This window comes from Geodermatophilus sp. SYSU D00696 (assembly GCF_054050235.1).
In genome coordinates this window covers 51,612-70,271 of the sequence record NZ_JBJGYY010000018.1, presented here as the reverse complement: position 1 = coordinate 70,271, position 18,660 = coordinate 51,612, and the positions used below count along the sequence as shown (strand labels likewise).

Sequence of the window (18,660 nt, the reverse complement as noted above, 5' to 3'; positions counted from 1 at the left end):
CACTCCCTCGATCAGGCCTGCGGCGATCCTGCCCCAGGCGAGGCGGTGCCGCTCGCCGTGGAGGACTGCGGCGACTCGGAAGTCACGGGGGCCGACGGCGAGGTCGGCGTGGGTGTCCCGGTCGGCGTCGCCGACCGGGTCGTCGCCGGGGTCGTCGGGGCCGTCGGCCGGGTCGGCCGGGTGGATGCCGACGTCGTGGGCGTCGCCGTGTCGGTGGCGTCGGGCGCCGTCGTCCCGCCCGCGGTGGTGGGCGCGGCCGCCGGGTCCGGCGCCGGGGCCGGGTCCGGCGCCGGGGCCGGCGTCGTCCCGGTGGAGCCGGTCGGCTCCGCGGTGGGCTGGGTGACCTGACCGGGCGCGGCGGCGCCGCTCACCGGCGACCACTGTCCCCGGTCGCCGTCCCCGTTCCACCACCCGCCGTCGTCGGCCGGCGGCGCCACGGCGAAGGTGACGACGACGTCGTCGCCGGGGCGGAGCACGACGCCGCTGGGCGAGACCGCGAGGACGCGGCCCGGGACCGCGCGGTCCGTGACCTGCTCGCGGCGCTCGACGGCGAGGCCCAGCGCGGACAGCTGCGTGGCGACGTCGTCGACCGGCCGGCCGAGGTGGTCGCTCTCGAGGACGAGCACGCCCTCCTCGTCCTCCTGGGTCTGCGCGGCGGCGACGGCCTGCGGACGGGGGTCGGTCACCGCGGACAGGACGGCCGCGGCCACGCCGGCGCCGACGAGGAGGGCCAGCAGCGGCACCAGGACGGCGGCGGTCCGCCGCCGCGGCCGGGGCGGGGGGCTGCGGTGCGGCCGGCCGGCCGACGGGCCGGGCAGCGCCTGGGTGGCCGGGCCCGCGTCGGGTGCGGGCGGCCCGGGGACCGCGGGGCCGCCGTCCGCGGGGGCCGCGGCGGGGGCCGGGGGCTCGAACTCGGGCAGCCGGCCGGCGCGGGCGTCCTCGACGGCGGCGACGAACGCCGCGCCGTCAGGCATCCGCGCCGCCGGGTCCTTGGACAGGGCGCGGCGGATGAGCGTGCGGACGCCGCCGGGCAGGTCGTCGGGCAACGGCTCGGGGTCGGACCGCAGCTGCTTGAGCGCGATGGTGACCGCGTTGTCCCCGTCGAAGGCGGGGTGCCCGGTGAGGCACTCGTAGCCGACGAGGCCGAGGGCGTAGACGTCGCTGGCGGGGGTGGCCAGGTGCCCCTCGGCCTGCTCGGGCGAGAGGTACTGCGGCGTGCCGATGACCTGGCCGGTGCGGGTCAGCGGCACGCTGCCGGCCGACCAGGCGATGCCGAAGTCGGTGATCTTCACGCTGCCGTCGGGCCGGACCAGGATGTTGCCCGGCTTGACGTCGCGGTGGACCAGGCCCGCCCGGTGCGCCTCGGCGAGGGCGGCGGCGGTCTGGCTGAGCACCGACAGCGTGGTGGCGGTGTCGAGCCGGCCCTCCTGCCGCAGCAGCGCCGACAGCGGCTGGCCCTCGACCAGCTCCATGACGAGGTAGGCCAGCTGCTCGCCGGTGTCGCCCGCCTCGGCCTCGCCGTAGTCGTACACGGCGGCGATGTTCGGGTGGCTCAGCGCCGCGGCGTGCTGGGCCTCGGCGCGGAAGCGGGCGAGGAAGGTCGGGTCGCCGGTGTACTCGCTGCGCAGCACCTTGACCGCGACCGGCCGGTGCAGCAGCAGGTCGGTGGCGCGCCACACCTGGCCCATCCCGCCGGACGCGATGAGCTGGACGAGCTCGTAGCGGTCACCGACCATCCGGCGACCCGGTTCCACCACGGGAGCTCTCCCATCCCTGTCGGCCCTGCTGCCGACGCCGTCCACCCGGGACGCCGCACCCCCCGCCGGAGTGCCCGGGCCGTCCGCGACCACACATGTTTACAGCCGCCTCACCCGTCCGGGGAGTCCCGTGCGTCACGGCTCCGTATCGACCCGCCGACCAGCGGGTGAACGACCTCCGGTGCGGCGGGGATCGCCGGTCCTCCGGGTCAACGCCGCCGCCGCCCGCCGGCCTCCCGGACCGGGTGTCGCGCCGGTCACCCGGGGCCGCGGTGCCGCGGGCGCGTGGCAGGGTGGCCGCATGTCCGAGACGACGGTGACCCCGACCACGGTGACCCGCGAGGACGCCGGCGGCGTCGCGACGGTCACCCTCCAGCGACCGGGACTCGGCCGCGCGATGCGCCGGGAGCTGCTCGAGGTGGTGCAGGCGATCGCCGCCGACGAGTCGGTGCGCGCGGTGCTGCTGACCGGCACGGGCCGGGCGTTCTGCGTCGGCCAGGACCTCGGTGAGCACGTCGAGGCGCTGCGGGGGGACGCGTCGACCTCGCTGTCGGTGGTCGAGGAGGAGTACAACCCGCTGCTGCTGGCGCTGGCGGCGCTGCGGGTGCCCGTCGTCGTCGGCGTCAACGGGGCCTGTGCCGGGGCGGGACTGGGGATCGCGATGGCCGGCGACCTGCGGGTGGCCGCGGCCGGTGCGAAGTTCACCACCGCGTTCACCGGCATCGGGCTGTCCAGCGACTCCGGGCTGGCCGCCCGGCTGGTGCACAGCGTGGGCCTGGGCCGGGCCACCGAGCTGCTGCTGCTGCCCGACCCGTTCCCCGCGGAGTCCGCGCTGCAGTGGGGCCTGGTGCACCGCGTGGTCCCGGCCGAGCAGGTGGCCGGCGAGGCGCGGGCCCTCGCCGAGCGGCTCGCGGCCGGCCCGACGGCGGCCTACCGGGCGGTGAAGACGGTGCTGGCCAGCGCGGCCACCGACCGGCTGGAGGACTCGCTGGCGCTCGAGGCGCGGCTGCAGACCCGGCTGGGGCAGACCGCCGACCACGCCGAGGCGGTCGAGGCGTTCCTGGCCAAGCGGCCGCCGCGCTTCACCGGCCGGTGACGGAGCGCGGGCCGATGGCGCGGGCCGGCACACCGGGGGACGGCGGGACGCCCGCGGACCCGGGGGAGCGGCCGCTGCCCGCCCGGCCGGCGCCGGGCCGGGCGGCCGGCCGGGAGCCGCCGCCGCGGCCCGCGACCGCGAGCTCCGTGGCCCTCCCCCTCGCCCCGCGGGAGCCCCAGCGGCCCCGGGCCGTCTCCGTGGCGGCGGCGCTGTGGTGGGCCGGCTGCCTCGCGGCCGCCGTCGGGGTCGTGGCGATGCTGCTCGACCGCGCGGCGCTCGACGCGCGGCTGACGGCCACCGCGACCGCCGAGGACCCCACGGCCTCCCCCGAGCTCGTCGCCGACGGCGTGCAGGCCCTGGTCCTCACCCTGGTCGGCGCGGTCGGGCTGCTGGTGCTGCTCTCGCTGCTCTGGCTGGCGCTGGTGCTGCGGCGCCGGTCGTGGGCGCGGTGGGCGCTGCTGGCGACCCTGCTACCGACCCTGCTCGTCCTCGACGTCACGCAGAGCGTGGCGGCCGGCGACGCCGACCTCGACCGGGTCGCCCTGGTCGCCGCGGCCGGCCTGTTCCTCGTCGCGGTCGTCCCGCTGTTCCTCCGCTCCGCCCGCGCCTGGTACCGACGCGCCCGCTGACCACCCGTCCAGCGCGGCGAGCAGCGCCTCGCACGAGCGGACGACGACGTCGGCGGCGTCGGCCGTCGCCCGGTCGGCCAGCGGGTCGGCCGCGGCCGCGCGCCAGCGCCCGAGCGCGCCGTGGGCCGCCGCGCGCAGGGCCGCGGGAGGGGTGTCCGCGGGCAGGCCGAGCCGGGCGGCGGGGCCGGTGCCCTCCCCGCCGAGCAGCCGGCGCCCCTCGGCCTCCGCACCGGCGGGGAGCACCGCGGCGGGCCCCCGGGAGCGGGCCAGCAGCTCGAGCTCGTCGAGGTCGGGCAGGGACAGCCGGATCCGCTCGAGCTCCGCGCCGAGCCGGGTCGAGCCGACTCCCGGGTGCTCGGCGAGCACGGCGCCGAGCAGCCGCAGCGCGGTCCCGGCGCGCACCAGCGCGCCCCGCTCGGTGACCTGCACCCGGATGAGCCGCTGCAGCTCCACCAGGCCGCTGCGGCGCAGCAGCTCCTCGGCGAGCGCCGGCGCGTCGGGAACGCCGGCGCGCACCAGCGTCACCGCCAGCCGGGTCCCGTAGAGCCCCAGCCGGTCGAGCAGCCCCTCCCGCACCTCCCGCGACGGCGCACCGGGCACCTCCGCGCGGACGAACCGGTCGGCCGTGAGCAGCATGCTGACGACCCGGCCGGGCTCGACGCCGGCCAGCGAGCGCAGCACGGTGAAGTCGCCCTGCCGGAGGGTGCGGCCGGCCAGCGCCAGCAGCCCGGTCACCGGCACCACCGCGGAGCTGACCGCCTGCACGGCCGGGTCGGTGGACATCCGCCGGGCCACCGAGGCGGCCGCCTCCAGCGCGTCCAGCCGCCCCGCCCCCACCTCGTCGGCCCGGGACAGCACGGTGATCGTGGCGGTGCGCCCGCCGGTGGCCTCCTGGAAGGCCGCGAGGACGGCGAGGTCCTCCGGCTGCGGCTGCCGGGTCAGGAAGACGATCGCGTCGGCGCCCGAGAGGCCGTCGTCGGCCGCCAGGAAGGCGTGGGTGCGCGCGCTGGTGCCCGTCGACAGCGAGGCGGTGCCGGGGGTGTCGACGACGGTGGCGGGGAGCAGGTCGGCCGAGGGCCAGTCGACCTCCAGCGACGCGACCTCCTCCGGCGGGGTGCCGCCGAGCTCCAGCCGCAGCCCGCCACCGGCCCGGCGCACCGGCAGGTGCCGGGAGCCGCCGTCGGTGCCGTGCAGCACGACGCGCGGGGTGGCGCCGTACCGGTAGAGGGTCACCACCCGGGTGCACTCGCCGGCGTCGGTGGGCGCGACGCGGGCGCCGACCAGGGCGTTGAGCAGGGTGGACTTGCCCGACTTGACCCGGCCGACCAGCGCCAGGCGCAGCGGCTCGTCGAGCCGCCGCCGCGCCTCGGCCAGCCGCGCGGCGACCTCCGGCTGCCCGCCGAAGGCCGCGACGGCGTCGTCGAGCAGGGCCCGGACGGCGTCGGTGGCGGCCGGCGCGTCCGTCACGGCACGGCCACCGGCGCACGGCCGAGCCGGGCGACGTCGGCGGCGAGCCGGTCGAGCTGGTCGCGCCGCTGGCGCAGGACCCGGGTGCGGGCGTCGCGGTCGGCAGTGGCGGCCTGCACCGAGCGCTGCGCGGCCGCGACCGCGTCGGACAGCGACCGGGACACCTCGTCGGCGGTGTCGGTGATGAGGTCGCGCAGCTTGCGCTGCACCGCGCGCAGCCGGTCCTTGAGGTGCTTGCCGACCTGGAAGACCACCTCGTCGAGGTGCCGTCGCACCACCGTCCGGGCCTCGCTCTCGCGGCGCTGGCGGCGCTGCTTCTGGTCGTCGGTGTAGGCCTTGCGGCCCATGAGCACGCCGGCGGCCAGCGACAGCGGGTTGATGATGGCCATGCCCGCGAGGCTGGTGACCAGGCCGGTCATCAGCACGCCGGTGTAGGACCCGCGCAGCCCGACCAGGGTGCGCTCGCGCAGCGTCATGGCGCCGTCGTCGATGACGGGCACGTCGACGAGGTGGTCGAGCGCCTCGCCGGCGGCCCCCACCGACAGCGCGGGGACCACGCCGCCGCCGTCGCGCTCGAACTGCTCGACCACCCGCTCGGCCAGCCACTGCGACCGCTGCTCGGCCCAGACGTAGCTGTCGGCCACCGCGGCCGCGACCCGCTCGTCGAGCCACGCGGCGATCTCCGGCCAGGCCGGGCCGGGGTCGCGGGCGGCGATGACCTCCTCGGCCTCCCGGACCACCACCCGCGAGCGGTCACGCAGGTCGTGGTCGATGTCGGCCATGAGGTCGGTGACACCGTCGGCGAGCACCTGCTGCCAGCGCGACGAGCGGCGCCGCTGCTCGTCGGCCGCCGCCCGCGCCTCCTCCAGCTCCCGCAGCAGCTCCTCACGGCCGGCGGGGTCCTCGAGGACGGCCAGCTCGCTGCGCACCGCCAGGGACAGCTGCTCGGTGACGGCGGAGAGGTCGTGCAGCAGCGACCGGCGGGCCAGTGTCCCGGCCCGGTCGACGACCTCCCGGCGCAGGTGGTCGACCAGCGCGGCGATCCCCGACTCCGCGTGCAGCTCCCGGTCGCGGTGCTGCACCGCCAGCAGCGCCAGCGCCGAGGACATGGCGAACAGCGGCGCGTCGAGCCCGCGGTCGGCCAGGTGGCGCCGGTCGATCTCCTCGACGACGCGCCAGTCGGGGCAGACGTCGGTCTTGGTGAGCACGCAGACGACGACCGGGCACAGCGCGGCGGCCTGGTCGAGCAGGGCCATCTCCGGCGCGGTGAACTCCTGGCTGGCGTCGGAGACGAAGACGACGGCGTCGGCGGTGGGCAGCAGGTCCAGGGTGGCCAGCGAGTGTGCGATCCCGACGCCCCCCACGCCGGCGGTGTCGACCAGCTCGAGCCCGCCCTCGAGCAGCCGGCGCGGGAGCTCCACCTCGGCCCGCACCAGGCCGCGGGCGCCCGCGCCGGTGACCGCCGCGGCGACCGTCTCGACGGGCACCGTCTCCCGCTCGGTGCCGTCCCCGCGCACGAGGGTCGCCCGCGGCTCGGCGCCGGCCCGGACCACCGTGGGGACGGCGGTGACGACGTCGTCGGCCACCGGGCACACCGGCACGCCGACCAGTGCGTTGACCAGCGAGCTCTTGCCCTGCTTGGGCTCGCCGACCACGAGCACGCGCACGCCCGGAGTGCGTGAGCGCTCGGCGGCCAGCGTCAGCCGGCGGTGCAGCTCCGGGCGCTCGCACGCCTGGGCGAGCACCAGCGCCCGCTCGACGAGCTGTTCGGGTGTGACCACGCCCACCTCCTGGTCCTCCCCCGTCCTACCACCCCGGGCTCCCCCGGCCGGACAGCGCCCGGCCCCGGCGTCCGCGAGGGACACCGGGGCCGGGGCCGGCCGGATGGGTCAGTGCGCGTTCTCCACGGTGTTGAGCACGTCGTTGCCGTTCAGCGAGTCGTCCACGTCGAGCAGGTCGTCGTCGGACAGGTCGTTGCCGTTGAGGGAGTCGTCGATCCCGTCGTCGTCGGAGAGGTCGTTGTTGTTCAGGGAGTCGTCCACGTCGACGCCGTCGTCGTCGGACAGGTCGTTGTCGTTGAGGGAGTCGTCCACGTCGACGCCGTCGTCGTCGGACAGGTCGTTGTCGTTCAGCGAGTCGTCGATCCCGTCGTTGTCCTGGGACAGGTCGTTGCCGTTGAGGGAGTCGTTGACGGAGTTGTCGACCGAGTTGTCCTGGCCGGAGTTGTCGACCGAGTTGTCCGACAGGTCGTTGCCGTTGAACGAGTCCTGCACGTCGACGTCGACCCCGTCGTCGTCGGACAGGTCGTTGCCGTTGAACGAGTCGTTCACGGAGTTGTCGGTGGTCGAGTTGTCCTGGCCGGAGTTGTCCTGGTTGCCGTTGAACGAGCCGTTGAACGAGTCGTCGACGCCGTCGTTGTCCTGGTTGTAGGAGTCGGTGACCGTCGACGAGTTGTCGGTGGTGTTGCCGTTGCCGACGACGTTGCCGTCGCCCTCCTGCACGTTGCCGGAGTTGACGACGTCGACGTCCACGTCGACCGAGTTGTCCTCGCTGTTGTCGACCACGACGCCCTTGACGTCGTCGCCGGCGGCCACGCCGTCGCCACCCACGACGACGTTGTCGTCGCCGAAGATGGCCTGCGCGTCGCCGCTGACCCAGATGCTGTGCGAGGCGTCGATCTCGACGTCCACGTCGGTGTAGCTGTAGTTGATCGTCTGCAGGTGGGTGATCACCACCGGCTCGGCGGGCGCCGGGGCGTGCCCACCGCCACCGGGACCGCCACCGTGACCGCCGCCGTGGCCGCCGCCGTGCCCGCCACCGGAGTGGTCGTCGTCGCAGTCGTCGTCGCCGGCCGGCGGGGCGGGGGCCGGGCTCACGCCCTCGTCGTCGTCGTCGCACCGGTCCCTGCCGCCGGACCAGCCGCCGTGGTCGTCGTCGTCGCGCCCGCCGTGCCAGCCGTGCCCGCCGCCGTGGTCGCCGCCGTGGTCGCCGTCGTGGTCACGGTCGTACCCGCCGCCGTGGCCGCCGGAGTGCCCGCCGCCGTGCCCACCTCCGGCCCAGCTGACCGGCGCGTAGCTGGCCACCATCGGCACGAGGTCGTCGACCTCGGCCGGCGTGGCGTCGAGCCCGGCCTCGGCCAGAGTGCCCTCGGGGTCGGCGGCGTAGGCCTCGGCGGCCTCGGGGTCGCCCAGCAGCTTGAGGATGAAGTCGATCAGCGAGCTGGCGAGGTCTGTCATGGGGAGTCCTCCGCAGTGTGGGCCGCCCGTCGTCGGCCGGCTGGCGAGGCGCAGTCCATCCGCGGCGGGGCGGCCCGGGCATCGGGGGACCGCCCCCTCCCTCCCTCGCGCCCTTGGGGGTGCTCGCTGACTCCCCGTTAGGGGATGCGGGGTGTCGCGCCCCTTCTCCGCTCGGATGCCGCACCCGTGCCCGGGAGAACCGAGACAGGTGTGACCCGTGGGACATACGGTCCGGGCGACTCTCCGGCCCAGTGGCGGGCCGGCCGGGGGACATGCCTGGGGGACCTGTGCGCAACCGCGAGTACGGGCTGGGGATCGACGTCGGCGACCACACGGTCGCCGCCGCGGTCTGCGGGGACGACGCGACGTCGGCCGAGCCGCTGCCCCTGCCGCCCGTCGAGGCGGGCACGCTCCACGGCCTGGTCGCCCGCACCGGCACGACGACGCCGGTGTACGCGGGCGACCGCCCGGTCCCGGCGGCCGACCTCCTGGCCGCGGTGGTGCAGCGGGTCCGGGACGCCGCGGCCGCCCGCGAGGGCCACCCCGACGCGTGGACCGTCGTCACCGTGCCGCCGTCCTGGGGCGGGCACCGCCGCGCGGCGCTGGCCGGCGCGCTGGAGGAGGCGGGCGTCCCGCGGTTCACGCTGCTGTCGGGCGCCGTGGCCGCCACCGCGCAGCACGTGGCCGCCGGCCGGCTGCCGGACCGGCCCACCGTGGCCGTCTACGACCTGGGCGCGAGCACCCTGGACCTGGCGGTGGTCGGTCCCGCGCCGGACGACCCCTGCGGCCTCGGCCACCTGGCCGCCCCTCCCCCGCCCGAGCCGTGGGGCGGCCGCGACGTCGACGACGCGGTCCTCGCGCTGGTCCGCCCCGCCCTGGCGGGGGCGGTCGGCGCGCCGGCGGCGCTGCGCGCGTCCTGCGTCGCGGCCAAGGAGGAGCTCTCGTCGGCCACCGCCGTGCGGCTCGACGTGGCGGGGTCCGGTGGGGACGGACCGGTCCGGATCACCCGGGAGGAGCTCGACGAGCTGCTGCTGGACCGGACGCAGGCGTCGGCGGCCGCGGTGGCGGCGGCGGCCGGGTCCGCCGGCCTGGCCGTCGCCGACCTCGACGCGGTCGTCCTGACCGGCGGCGGGGTCCGCGTGCCGCTGGTCGCCGAGGTGCTCTCCGGCGAGCTGGACCGGCCGCTGGTCGTCGACCCCGACCCCGCGGCCACGGCCGCGCTGGGCGCCGCGATCCTGGCCGCGGAGGCCCTCCGCGCGACGGCCGCCGCGCAGGAGGTGGCCGACGCCCAGGTCCCGCCCGCGCCGCTGGTCACGGTCGCGCCCGCCGCCCCGCCGGCACGGCGGCGCCCTCCGGCTCGCTCCGGTCCGCCGTCGCGCCCGTCCGGCGGGCCCGGCCGCACCGCCGCCGCGCACCGGCTGCAGCGGTACGCCGTCGTCGCGGCCCTCGTGGTGCTCCTGGCGGTCGCGCCGGCGGCGCTGGCCGCGGTGCTCGGGGGCACCGACACCGCGGCCGCCCCCGGCGCCGGGGTCGCCGCCGCGCAGGAGGCCGGGACCGGCGCGCCCGCGCCGGGGGTCGCGGAGGGCGCGCAGGGAGCCGGCGCCCCCGCGGGCGGCGGGGGACCGGCGGACGCCGGCGGGTCCGACGCGGACGGTCCGGCGGCCGGGCCGGCCGGCTCCGGGTCCGGCGCCCGGGGAGCCGGTGCCCCCGGGGCAGCCACCACGGCACCGGGCACCACCGCAGCGGGCACCACCGCAGCGGGCACCACCGCAGCGGGCACCACCGCGCCGGGTACCACCGCGCCGGGCACCACCGCGCCGGGCACCACCGCGCCCGGCACCTCGGCCCCGGGCACGGCGTCGGCGACCCCGGGGTCCACCACCGCCCCGTCCACCGCGACCCCGTCGGGCACCGGCCCGTCGACCGGCGGCGGCACGGCGGCGGGCAGCCCCACCGGCGGCACGACGACCGGCGCACCGGACCCCGGGACGACGCCGCCCACCGCCTCCGCCGAGACGCCCCCGGGGCCCGGCAGCACCGGTTCCCCGGCGACCCCGACCGACCCCACCACCGAGCCGGGACCCACGACCGAGCCGGAGCCGACCACCGAGCCCGAACCGGAGCCGGAGCCAGAGCCGCAGCCCGAGCCCGTCGACGACCCGGTGGTCACGGCCGAGGCCCCCGCCACGTCCACGGAGACCCCGTGACCGCCGCCCCGTGCGCGCCCACCGGGCCGGTCCACCCCCGCGTCCGCGACCTCGCGGCCGGCTCCGGTCCCCTGCTCGTCCGCGGCGCCGGCGGCACCGGGAAGACCCGGCTGCTCGTCGAGCTGGCCGGTGCCTGGGCCCGGACCGGCGTGACCGTCCTCGACGGCCGCGCCGGCGACGTCGACCTGCCCGCCGGGGAGTTCGCGGTCGTCGTCGACGACGCCCACCGGCTGACGCAGGAGGTCGCCGACCGGCTGCGTCCGCTGCTGCGGCACCCGCACGGCCGCGTCGTCCTCGCCTTCCGCCCGTGGCCGCGGCCGGCGCCCCTCGCCGCGCTGCTGGCCGAGATGGGCGCCGACCGGCGGTCGGTGCTGCTGGGGCCCGCCGACCGCGCGCAGGTGGCCGACTGGGCCCGCGAGCGGCTCGGCACCGCCGCGACCCGCACGCTGGTCGACGCCGTCGCCGTGCAGGCCGGCGGCCTCCCGGGCCTCACGCTCGCCCTGCTGGCCGCCCTGGCCTCGCGCCGGGCGGTGCACGGCGCGGCGGAGCCGCTCCGGGGGGCCGTGCCCGAGGAGGTGGCGGCGCGGGTCCGGGCCGATCTCGACGCCGTGGACGACGACACCCGGGGGCTGCTGCACGCCGTCGCGGCCGGCGCCCCCGTCGACGACGAGGTGCTGGGCGGGGTCCTCGGGATCCCGGCGGAGCGCGCCGCCGAGCTGCTCACCGCCGCCCGGGCCACCGGCCTGCTGCAGGGCGGCGGCGCCGTCGTCCCGCTGGTGGCGTCGGTGCTGCTCGGGTCGGTGCCGCCGGACGTCACCCGCCGCACCCGCCGCCGGCTGCTGGGCCTGCTGCTCGACCGCGGCGAGGAGCCGCTGGAGCTCGCCCGCCGCCTGGCCGCCGACCGGGTCCGCGACCCGCGGGCGGCGGACCTGCTCGAGCGGTACGGCGACGCCGCGCTGGCGGCCGATCCGGTCCTGGCCGGCGAGCTGTGGTCCGAGGCGGTCGACGCCGGCGCGCCCGCGGCGGCCCTGGCCACCCGGCGGGCCCAGGCCGCAGCGCTCACCGGCGACCTCGACGGCGCGCTGCAGTGGGCCGACGTCGCCCTCGCCGACCCGGCCGCGGCCGACCGTCCCCGCGCCGCCGGGGTGACGGCGACGGTGCTGGCCCAGCGGGGACTGCTGACCCGCGCCGCCGAGCTGTACCGCCTGGCCGGCCGGGAGCGGGCCGGCTCGGCGGCCCTGGCCCTGCTGGCGACCGGTGCGGCCGACGAGGCCGCCGCGGTGCTCGAGGGTCCCGGCTCCGGTCTCGGGCTGGCCAGCGTGCTGTCGGTGGGCGAGGAGCTCATGGCCCAGGGCGTCGTGCAGTCGCTGCGCACGGGCGCGGAGGCCGCCGACGGCATCGCCGCGGCCCTGTCGACGCTGACCCGCTCGGCGGCGCTGCTCGAGCCGCTGGGCCGCGCCGCGCTGCTCCCCGACACCCCGGCGGCCCTGGCCGCGCTGGTGGGACTGCACAGCGGGGAGCTGCCGGTGGCCGAGTCGGTGCTGCAGCGCGCGGTCGCCGCCGACCTCGGTGGCCCCTCGAGCCGGCCGCGGCACCTGCTGCTGCTGGCCTGGATCGCGATGCTGGCCGGCCGGATGACACGGGCCCGCGACCTGCTGGCGCAGGGACGCGAGGCCGCCGCCGGTCCGCTCGAGCCCCGCGACGACGTCTTCCTGCAGGGGCTGGAGGTGGGGCTGGCCCGGCGCGACGGGGACGCCGCGGCCCTGGTGGGTGCCTGGGTGCGGGCCCGCGAGGCCGTCGTCCGGCACCCGGTCGACCTGTTCACCCTGCTGCCGCTGGGCGAGCTGGTGGTGGCCGCGGCCCGGCTGCGCGACGGCGAGCGGCTGCGCTCGCAGCTGACGGCGGCCCAGACGCTGCTGCGCCGCCTCGGTGACCCGCAGCTGTGGGCGGTGCCGTTGCACTGGAGCGGCGCGCAGGCCGCGATCATCGCCGAGGACCGCGACGGGCTGCGGCCGCACGCGGCGGCCCTGGTCGCCGCGGCCCGCACCAGCCCCTACGCGGCCACGCTGGCCCGGGCCGGGCGCACCTGGCTGCAGGTGCTCAGCGACGAGATCGACCCCGCCGCCGTCGTGGCCACCGCCGAGGAGCTCACCGCCGTCGGGCTGGGGTGGGACGGCTCACGGCTGGCCGGCCAGGCCGCGGCCCGGGTGACCGACCTCCGGGCCCGCGCGGTGCTGCTGGCGTGCGCCCGCTCGGTCGCCGAGGGCGCCGGCTGCGAGCCGGCCGCGCCGGCGACGGACCCCGAGGGGACGCCCGCCCCCGGTGTCCCCGCGCCGCGAGGGCAGCTCAGCGACCGGGAGCGGGAGGTGGCGCGGCTGGTCGTGGCCGGGCAGACCTACCGGGAGATCGGCGGGCAGCTCTACATCTCGGCCAAGACGGTGGAGCACCACGTCTCGCGGATGCGCCAGCGGCTGGGCGCCGGCACCCGCTCGGACCTGCTGGCCCGGCTGCGCGCCGAGCTGGCCCAGGGAGCTTAGCGGCTCAACTGGCGCCGGCGAGGGTGGCGCAGGAGCCGCAGACGTCACGCGACGACGACGGCCACGGCTCGTCGACGGCGACCCGCGCGAGCGTGCCGCACAGCGTGAGCTCGCAGGCGCCGTCGACCTCGGACGCCGGCCGGTGCAGCTCGACGGCGTGCCACAGGGCGGACGTGGGGCCGTGCGCCCGGCTGCGGGCGGCGGCGTAGGCGGTGGCGGCGAAGGCGGTGGGGGCCATGCCGGTGAGGTCGGCAGGCCCGCGCCGGCGCGCCAGCCGGGGTGGCCCGGTCTCCCCCTCCGGGGTGAGGCGGCACGCCCGCCGGGCCGGCGGCAGGATGCCCCCATGGAGCTCACGAAGCACGGGCACGCCTGCGTGGTCGTCAGTGACGGCGACCGGCGGCTGGTGATCGACCCCGGCGTGTTCACCGACCCCGCGGTGCTGGAGGGGGCGACGGCGGTGCTGGTGACCCACGAGCACCCCGACCACCTCGCCGCCGACCGGCTGCGCGCGGCGCTGGACGCCGACCCGGCGCTGGAGGTGTGGACGAACCCGTCCGTCGCCGGGCAGCTCGACGGGCCCGGCGGCCGGGTGCACGCGGTCGGCGACGGCGACGCGCTGACGGTGGCGGGCTTCGACGTCTCGGTGCACGGCGAGTGGCACGCGGTCATCCACCCGGAGCTGCCGCGGGTGCGCAACGTCGGCTTCCTCGTGGGTGGGCAGGTCTTCCACCCCGGCGACGCGCTGACCGTGCCGGGGACGCCGGTGCCGATCCTGCTGCTGCCGCTGCACGCGCCCTGGTCGAAGGCCGCCGAGGTCATCGACTACGTGCGCGCGGTGGGCGCCGACCAGGCCTACGCCGTGCACGACGGCCTGCTCAACGACGCCGGGCTCGGCCTGGTGGGCAGCCTGCTCGGCGAGCGCGGTCCCGGCACCCCCACGCCCTACGCCCGGCTGGCGCCGGGGGAGTCGGTCGAGCTCTGAGCCCGCCCGCTCCCCCGGCGCGGGGTCAGCGGACGGCGCGGCGGTTGCGCCCCGTGAGGCTCTCGGCGACCCCGATGAGCAGCACGGCGGCGATCACGGCGCACACGAAGCCCAGGACGTTGAGCTCCCAGATCGTGCCGGTGTGGAAGAACTGGGCGATGAGTCCGCCGATCAGCGAGCCGACCACACCCAGTGCGAGGGTGGCGAGGATCCCGAGGCGCTGGCGGCCCGGGACGATGAGGCGGGCCAGGGCGCCGATGACGAGCCCGGCGACGAGGAAGCCGATCATGGTGTCTCCTCCGGTGGGGTGCGGCGCCCGGCCGGTCGCCGGGCGCGTCTGCCGCTGCCCTACCCGCATCCGCACCGCCGACCCGTGTGCGCACCCTCACGGGGGACGCTCACCCGGCGGCGACCTGCTCGACGTGGGCCGGCAGCTTGTCCAGCTCGCCGTCCACGGTCTGCTGCACCATGCGCTGCAGCGCCGAGCGGGTGAACCGGTCGGCCAGCCGTGGGCGCCGCGGCTCGTGGCTGAGCGTGATGGTGACCGCGGTGGCGCCGTCGCCGGCGTCGGCGAGCTCGATGCGCGTCGTCCAGGTCTCGGGCGTGAGCTCCAGCCGGGTGGTGACCGCCCGCTCGGGCTCCCACTCGACGATCTCCCCGCGGGGTGCGCCCGAGCCGGGGGTCTCGCCCTCGGCCAGCCGGCCCGGGACGCAGACGAACCGGGTCCCGGGGCCGGGGCCCTGCCCGTCGACGACGTAGGAGACGTCGCACACGGCGCAGTAGGGCTCGAGCACGGCCAGCGCACGCCACACCCGGCTGCGCGGGGCGGCCACCTCCCGACTGCCGCTGGCCGTGGTCACCCCTCGACGGTAACCGGGTCACCGGCCGGCCCCGGCCGGCCGGGCCGGGGCACGAGGTCGGCGAGCACGCCGCGCGCGACGGCGTAGCGCTCCTCCCCCACCCGCTGCGCCCAGTCCCGCTCGAGCGCGTCGAGCCGGCGGCGGACGGCGGCGTTCACCGCGCGGCCGCGGTCGGTCAGCCGCACCAGCCGGGCCCGGCGGTCACCGGGGTCGGGCACCACCTCGACGTACCCACCGGCCTCGAGCGGCGCCAGCGCCTGGGCCAGCGCCTGCTTGGACAGCCCGCTGTCGAGTGTCATCCGGCTCAGCCGCTCCCCCTCCGGCGGGACGAACGACAGCAGCCGGTAGTGCCGCATCCGCAGCCCCGGGAACTGCGTGTCGCTGAGCGTGTAGAGGTCGTCGCGGATCCGGATCATCGCCGTCTCGAGGAGGGCGGTGATCAGCGGCGGTACCCCGTTGACGGCATCGGACAAGGTGCTTCACCATCATCTCGTCAGACAAGCGGCTTGACGATTCTCCCACGGAGTCCGCGATGACGACCTCCCCCTGGCTGGCGTTCTGCCGACCGGTCCACCCGCGCCGCCCGCGTCTCGCCGCCCTCCGTCTCCCCGGCCTCCGGCGCCCGAGGTGACCGCGCTGCCCGGCGGGGCGACCGTCGACGAGCTGCTGCCCGACCTGCGCCGCTGGACCGCCGAGCCCGGGTTCGCGGTGGACGGCGTCACCTGTCGCCCGCTGCCGCACGACATCAGCGCGCCGACGACGCGCGGCCTCACCCGCGTGCGCCTCGAGGGCCACGTCGAGGGCCCCGGCGGGTCGGGTGCGCCGGTGGTGCTGGACCTGGTCGCCAAGGAGCTCCAGGCGGCGCGGTACGGCCTGCCGCCCGAGATCCCCGACGCCGAACGGGCGCGTCTGGACACCGTCATCCCGTGGCGGCTGGAGGCCGACGTCCTCGCCGCCGGCGTCGCCGACTGCGCGCCGCCCGGCCTGCGCCCGCCCGACGTGGTGGCGGTGCGCGAGCAGCCCGGCGACCGGCTCACCCTGTGGCTCGAGGACGCCGGGCCCGTGGACGCGCCCTGGACCGTGGCGGACACGATGCGCGCCGCCGAGGCCCTGGGCCGGCTGGCCGCCCGCCGCCGGGGACGGCCGTGGCCGGCGATGCCGGGCGGGGACTTCCTCTCCGTCTACCGGGACGAGCAGCTCGGCACGTGGGCGGTCCCCTGGCTGCTCGACGAGGGCACCTGGGCCGCGCCGGTCATGCAGGTGCCCGAGGTCGTGGCCCTGCGGGACGAGGTCTGCGCGCTGGCCGCACGCGTGACCTGCCTGCACGCCCGCCTGGCGCCGCTGCCCGTGCTCCCGAGCCACGGGGACGCGACCCCGATGAACCTGCTGCGCCCCGCGGCGGCACCGGACACCTTCGTCCTGGTCGACTGGGCGATGGCCGGACCGGCGCCCGCCGGGTACGACCTCGTGCCGCTGCTGTTCGGCCGGGCGGAGTGCGGGGCCGGACCGGCCGGCGAGGTGCCCGGCCTCCTCGGGCCGGCCGTCGCCGCCTACGTGCGGGGGCTGGCCGCCGAGGGGGTGCACGTGTCCGCCGAGGAGCTGGAGACGGCGGTGCTGCTCGCCGCGCTGCTGCGCTACCCGTGCACCGGCATGCCGCTGCACGTGCTGTTCGAGCCGGTCACCGACGAGCTGCTCGGCTACGCCGCACGGCGCGCCGGCTTCGTCCGGATGGTGCTCGACCTCGAGCCCCGCCTGGCCGCGCTCAGCGGCCGGTGACCGAGACCTCGAACTCGACCTGGCTCACGTCGGGGCGCAGCCGGGAGAAGCTGTGCACCAGGGGTTGGCCCTCGCCGTCGTGCACGGTGGTGCGGACGACGAGCAGCGGCGAGCCCGCGGCGATCTGCAGCAGCTCGGCCTCGTCGGGGGCCGCGGTGCCGACGTCGACGACGATCCGCGCGTGGGCGAGGTCGGCGCCGTACTCGCGGCGGAGGAACTCGTAGAGCGACCCCTCGCTGAAGTCCTCGACGGCGGCCTTGGGGTAGCGGTCGGCGGGCAGGAAGCTGTGCGCCACGTGGTTGGGCGCCCCGTCGACGCTGCGCAGGCGTTCGAGCTCGACGACGTCCTGGGCGACGTCGAGGGCGAGTTCGGCGGCGACCGGCGCCGGCGCGGGGACCACCCGCTGCTGGAGCACGGTGGTGCCCACCTGCGCGCCCTGCTCGGCCATCACCGAGCTCCACCCGGCGATCCGGTGCACGAAGCTCTCGCGGTACTCGTGCCGGATGGCCGGCCGGGTGACGTAGGTGCCGCGGCCCTGCTCGCGGACCAGGTGCCCGTCGGCGACCAGGCCGTCGACGGCGCGGCGCAGGGTGATCCGGCTGACCCCGTACTCCGCGCACAGCACCGGCTCCGGGGGCAGCAGCGCCCCCTCCGGCATCGCCGCGACCCGGCGCCGGAGGTGCTCCCGGACCGAGAGGTACTTCGGTCCCCCCGCTGCTGCCGTCACGCCCGCCAGCGTAGGCGCGGGAAGACGTCTGCGGACGTCATGTCGTATGAGACGTCTCCCGACCGGGTGAACCCCGGGCCGGTCAGCCCCGCGGTGCCCGCAGCTCGATCACGGTCACCTCGGGCCGGGCGCCGACCCGCATCTGGGGTCCCCAGTTACCCGCGCCGGCGGTGACGTAGAGCTGGGTGTCGCCGTGGCGGGACAGCCCCTCGACGGCGGGCTGGTCGAGCCGGATGACGTAGTCGAAGGGCCACAGCTGCCCGCCGTGCGTGTGTCCGGACAGCTGCAGGTCCACCCCGGCGGCCCGCGCCTGCTCCACCTGGACCGGCTGGTGGGCGAGCAGCACCACGGGCGTGGCGTCGTCCCGGCCGTCGAGCGCGGCCTCGAGGTCGGCGCCGTGCCCGGGGACGCCCGAGGACGCGGCCGTGCGGTCGTCGATGCCGGCCAGGTCGAAGGAGGCCCCGCCGCGGGTGATCGGCACCCGCTCGTTGCGGAGCACCTCGACGCCGAGGGTCGGCAGGTGCCGCAGCCAGGCGCCGGTGTCGACGAAGTACTCGTGGTTGCCGGTGACGAAGAAGACGCCCTGCTCGCTCACCAGGTCGGCCAGCGGCGCCGCCTCCCCGCGCAGCTCGTCGACCTCGCCGTCGACCAGGTCCCCGACGATGGCGACCACGTCGGGCCGCTGGGCGTTGACCGTCTCCACCACCCGCTCGAAGCGCCGGCCGCCGTAGGTGGCCGACAGGTGCCCGTCGGAGAAGGTGACGATGCGCAGCCCGTCCAGCGCCGGGTCCAGCCGGGGCAGGGTGACCGGCACCCGGCGCACGACGGGCGCGGAGTTGGCCAGGTACGCGCCGGTGCCGGCCGTGCCCAGCGCGACCGCGCCGGCCGTGACCGCGAGGCCGCGGGCGAGGAACAGCCGCCGGGAGGGGTCCGCGGGCCGCTCGGGGGCCGGGGCCGGCGGCGCGGCGGGAGGCGCGTCCGCGGCCGGGCCGCCGGCGGGGACGGGCTCCGGGACCGCGGCGGGGACGGGCGCGGGGGCCGGCCGGCGCTCGCGCAGCCGCAGCAGCAGGCGGACCGGCTCCAGGACCAGCAGCGCGAGGAAGAGGTAGAAGGCGATGCCCAGCCAGCTGTAGCCGACCCACGCCAGGGGTGCCTCCGCCGCGAACGGCAGCACGCGCCGCAGCAGCACGGCCGCGGCCGGCAGCAGCGCCAGGACGACGGTGAGCAGCGTGAGCCGCCGGCGCAGCCGGCCGGGCCGGGTGGTGCTGCGGACCAGCCGCCACCACAGGTAGGCGTGCAGGAGGAGCATCGCCACGAGGACGACCGTGCCGAAGCCGAGCAGGGCGATCAGGGACAGTTGGAGGACCTCGCTTCGGACGGGCGGCG

Annotated in this window: 15 protein-coding genes; 5 read left to right on the top strand and 10 right to left on the bottom strand. The window is 77.9% G+C overall.

Annotated features, from left to right (window positions below):
- Positions 1-11: 11 nt before the first annotated feature.
- Positions 12-1,757: a serine/threonine-protein kinase gene (locus ACI79O_RS13330; protein ID WP_456914378.1), complete on the bottom strand. Its 1,746-nt coding sequence runs from the start codon at positions 1,755-1,757 to the stop codon at positions 12-14.
- Between the two features lie 301 nt (positions 1,758-2,058).
- On the opposite strand from ACI79O_RS13330, the gene ACI79O_RS13325 reads away from it, so the two are divergent.
- Positions 2,059-2,853 carry an enoyl-CoA hydratase/isomerase family protein gene (locus tag ACI79O_RS13325; protein WP_456886455.1) on the top strand — a complete coding sequence of 265 codons (795 nt, stop codon included), beginning with the start codon at positions 2,059-2,061 and terminating at the stop codon, positions 2,851-2,853.
- A 470-nt stretch (positions 2,854-3,323) separates the two neighbouring features.
- Here the strand turns inward: ACI79O_RS13325 and ACI79O_RS13320 are convergent, their stop codons facing one another.
- The 3 genes from ACI79O_RS13320 to ACI79O_RS13310 form a co-directional block, all read right to left on the bottom strand.
- A complete protein-coding gene (locus ACI79O_RS13320) occupies positions 3,324-4,949 on the bottom strand; it encodes a dynamin family protein (RefSeq protein ID WP_456886457.1) in 1,626 nt (541 codons plus the stop codon).
- Positions 4,946-6,730, bottom strand: coding sequence for a dynamin family protein (locus tag ACI79O_RS13315; RefSeq protein WP_456914377.1), 1,785 nt, complete (start codon positions 6,728-6,730; stop codon positions 4,946-4,948). The genes ACI79O_RS13320 and ACI79O_RS13315 overlap by 4 nt, the downstream gene beginning before the upstream one ends.
- Positions 6,731-6,838: 108 nt before the next feature.
- A complete protein-coding gene (locus ACI79O_RS13310; RefSeq protein ID WP_456914376.1) occupies positions 6,839-8,185 on the bottom strand; it encodes an IniB N-terminal domain-containing protein in 1,347 nt (448 codons plus the stop codon).
- 272 nt (positions 8,186-8,457) lie between these two features.
- On the opposite strand from ACI79O_RS13310, the gene ACI79O_RS13305 reads away from it, so the two are divergent.
- Complete coding sequence (locus ACI79O_RS13305; RefSeq protein WP_456914375.1) at positions 8,458-10,392, top strand: Hsp70 family protein; 1,935 nt, start codon at positions 8,458-8,460, stop codon at positions 10,390-10,392.
- A complete protein-coding gene (locus tag ACI79O_RS13300; protein WP_456914374.1) occupies positions 10,389-12,929 on the top strand; it encodes a LuxR C-terminal-related transcriptional regulator in 2,541 nt (846 codons plus the stop codon). Before ACI79O_RS13305 ends, ACI79O_RS13300 begins: the two co-directional genes overlap by 4 nt.
- Positions 12,930-12,933: 4 nt before the next feature.
- On the opposite strand, the gene ACI79O_RS13295 is transcribed toward ACI79O_RS13300, so the two are convergent.
- Positions 12,934-13,167: a hypothetical protein gene (locus tag ACI79O_RS13295; RefSeq protein WP_456886466.1), complete on the bottom strand. Its 234-nt coding sequence runs from the start codon at positions 13,165-13,167 to the stop codon at positions 12,934-12,936.
- Positions 13,168-13,272: 105 nt separating this feature from the next.
- Here ACI79O_RS13295 and ACI79O_RS13290 point away from each other — a divergent pair, with 105 nt between their 5' ends.
- Positions 13,273-13,911: an MBL fold metallo-hydrolase gene (locus ACI79O_RS13290; protein WP_456886467.1), complete on the top strand. Its 639-nt coding sequence runs from the start codon at positions 13,273-13,275 to the stop codon at positions 13,909-13,911.
- Between the two features lie 25 nt (positions 13,912-13,936).
- On the opposite strand, the gene ACI79O_RS13285 is transcribed toward ACI79O_RS13290, so the two are convergent.
- The 3 genes from ACI79O_RS13285 to ACI79O_RS13275 form a co-directional block, all read right to left on the bottom strand.
- Positions 13,937-14,200 (bottom strand): GlsB/YeaQ/YmgE family stress response membrane protein, encoded by a 264-nt coding sequence (locus ACI79O_RS13285; protein ID WP_456875818.1) that lies wholly within the window; start codon positions 14,198-14,200, stop codon positions 13,937-13,939.
- Between the two features lie 109 nt (positions 14,201-14,309).
- Positions 14,310-14,771: an SRPBCC family protein gene (locus tag ACI79O_RS13280; protein WP_456914373.1), complete on the bottom strand. Its 462-nt coding sequence runs from the start codon at positions 14,769-14,771 to the stop codon at positions 14,310-14,312.
- Positions 14,768-15,244, bottom strand: coding sequence for a MarR family winged helix-turn-helix transcriptional regulator (locus ACI79O_RS13275; RefSeq protein ID WP_456914372.1), 477 nt, complete (start codon positions 15,242-15,244; stop codon positions 14,768-14,770). Before ACI79O_RS13275 ends, ACI79O_RS13280 begins: the two co-directional genes overlap by 4 nt.
- 154 nt (positions 15,245-15,398) lie before the next feature.
- Between ACI79O_RS13275 and ACI79O_RS13270 the strand changes: the two genes are divergently transcribed.
- Positions 15,399-16,547, top strand: coding sequence for a phosphotransferase (locus ACI79O_RS13270; protein WP_456914371.1), 1,149 nt, complete (start codon positions 15,399-15,401; stop codon positions 16,545-16,547).
- On the opposite strand, the gene ACI79O_RS13265 is transcribed toward ACI79O_RS13270, so the two are convergent.
- Positions 16,534-17,274, bottom strand: a complete 741-nt coding sequence (locus ACI79O_RS13265) for a GntR family transcriptional regulator (RefSeq protein WP_456914370.1) — start codon at positions 17,272-17,274, stop codon at positions 16,534-16,536. The genes ACI79O_RS13270 and ACI79O_RS13265 overlap by 14 nt on opposite strands.
- An 82-nt stretch (positions 17,275-17,356) precedes the next feature.
- Positions 17,357-18,583, bottom strand: a complete 1,227-nt coding sequence (locus ACI79O_RS13260) for a metallophosphoesterase (RefSeq protein ID WP_456914394.1) — start codon at positions 18,581-18,583, stop codon at positions 17,357-17,359.
- Positions 18,584-18,660 lie beyond the last annotated feature (77 nt).

Bases quoted from the DNA above. Each gene is read 5' to 3' on its own strand.
- ACI79O_RS13325 (WP_456886455.1), top strand. From the start codon at position 2,059: ATGTCCGAGACGACGGTGACCCCGACCACGGTGACCCGCGAGGACGCC.
- ACI79O_RS13310 (WP_456914376.1), bottom strand. From the start codon at position 8,185: ATGACAGACCTCGCCAGCTCGCTGATCGACTTCATCCTCAAGCTGCTG.
- ACI79O_RS13305 (WP_456914375.1), top strand. From the start codon at position 8,458: ATGCCTGGGGGACCTGTGCGCAACCGCGAGTACGGGCTGGGGATCGAC.
- ACI79O_RS13295 (WP_456886466.1), bottom strand. From the start codon at position 13,167: ATGGCCCCCACCGCCTTCGCCGCCACCGCCTACGCCGCCGCCCGCAGC.
- ACI79O_RS13290 (WP_456886467.1), top strand. From the start codon at position 13,273: ATGGAGCTCACGAAGCACGGGCACGCCTGCGTGGTCGTCAGTGACGGC.
- ACI79O_RS13285 (WP_456875818.1), bottom strand. From the start codon at position 14,200: ATGATCGGCTTCCTCGTCGCCGGGCTCGTCATCGGCGCCCTGGCCCGC.
- ACI79O_RS13260 (WP_456914394.1), bottom strand. From the start codon at position 18,583: ATGCTCCTCCTGCACGCCTACCTGTGGTGGCGGCTGGTCCGCAGCACC.